Origin of the sequence: Sphingobacterium bovisgrunnientis, from assembly GCF_009829085.1 — a bacterium.
In the GTDB taxonomy this organism is placed as follows: Bacteria; Bacteroidota; Bacteroidia; order Sphingobacteriales; family Sphingobacteriaceae; genus Sphingobacterium; species Sphingobacterium bovisgrunnientis.
The window spans coordinates 1-324 of sequence record NZ_WUQY01000239.1 but is presented as its reverse complement, the minus strand read 5'-3'; the positions used below and the strand labels follow the sequence as shown (position 1 = coordinate 324).

At 29.3% G+C, this 324-nt stretch carries 1 protein-coding gene; it reads left to right on the top strand.

Features of this window, described 5'->3' with window-relative positions; all coding sequences use genetic code 11:
- A partial coding sequence (locus GOQ16_RS18615) for a hypothetical protein (protein WP_204987533.1) occupies nt 1–228 on the top strand: 228 nt, incomplete at its 5' end.
- Between the last annotated feature and the right edge of the window lie 96 nt (nt 229–324).

Sequence of the window (324 nt, the reverse complement as noted above, 5' to 3'; positions counted from 1 at the left end):
GACAAAAAATATTTTTTGGTCTTAACATTAGCAAAAAATAATGTTAATACAATATCTGGTGCATCGAATATCGTTGAAGGCTCCGGAAGAGCTTGTATTATTTTACCAAATAATACTAAATTATATATTGACGATGCACTTTACTCTAGCAAATCCAGAAGAAATTTGCTTAGTTTTAAAGATATCCGCTGCAATGGATATCACATTGAGACGATGCAAAAAAAATAATGTTGAATTTCTTTGCATAACTTCTATTGTATCTAGACAGAAACAGATAAAAGAAAAACTTCACGATCCAGAAGTTTGTTGACTCTAAAAATTTTA